Below are 220 nucleotides of genomic sequence, written 5' to 3' on the forward strand. Positions count from 1 at the left end.
ACCTCGCACCAGTACGAGTGTGCATCTCACACCAACACTGGTGTGCCCCTCACACTAACACTGGTGTACCTCTCACACTAATGGGTTGTGAATATCATATAGCATCGTGGGCGCTGAATATACTCTTTTGGGGTAATCCTTCTGCATTGGAGACGGTTTCCGCAACTGTGGAAAGCATGCCGAACGTATTGGGGACACTTTCACAACCTTGTGAAAGTAT

The sequence above is a fragment of the Bacteroides sp. UBA939 genome (genome assembly GCF_002293435.1).
Lineage (GTDB): Bacteria > Bacteroidota > Bacteroidia > Bacteroidales > Bacteroidaceae > Bacteroides.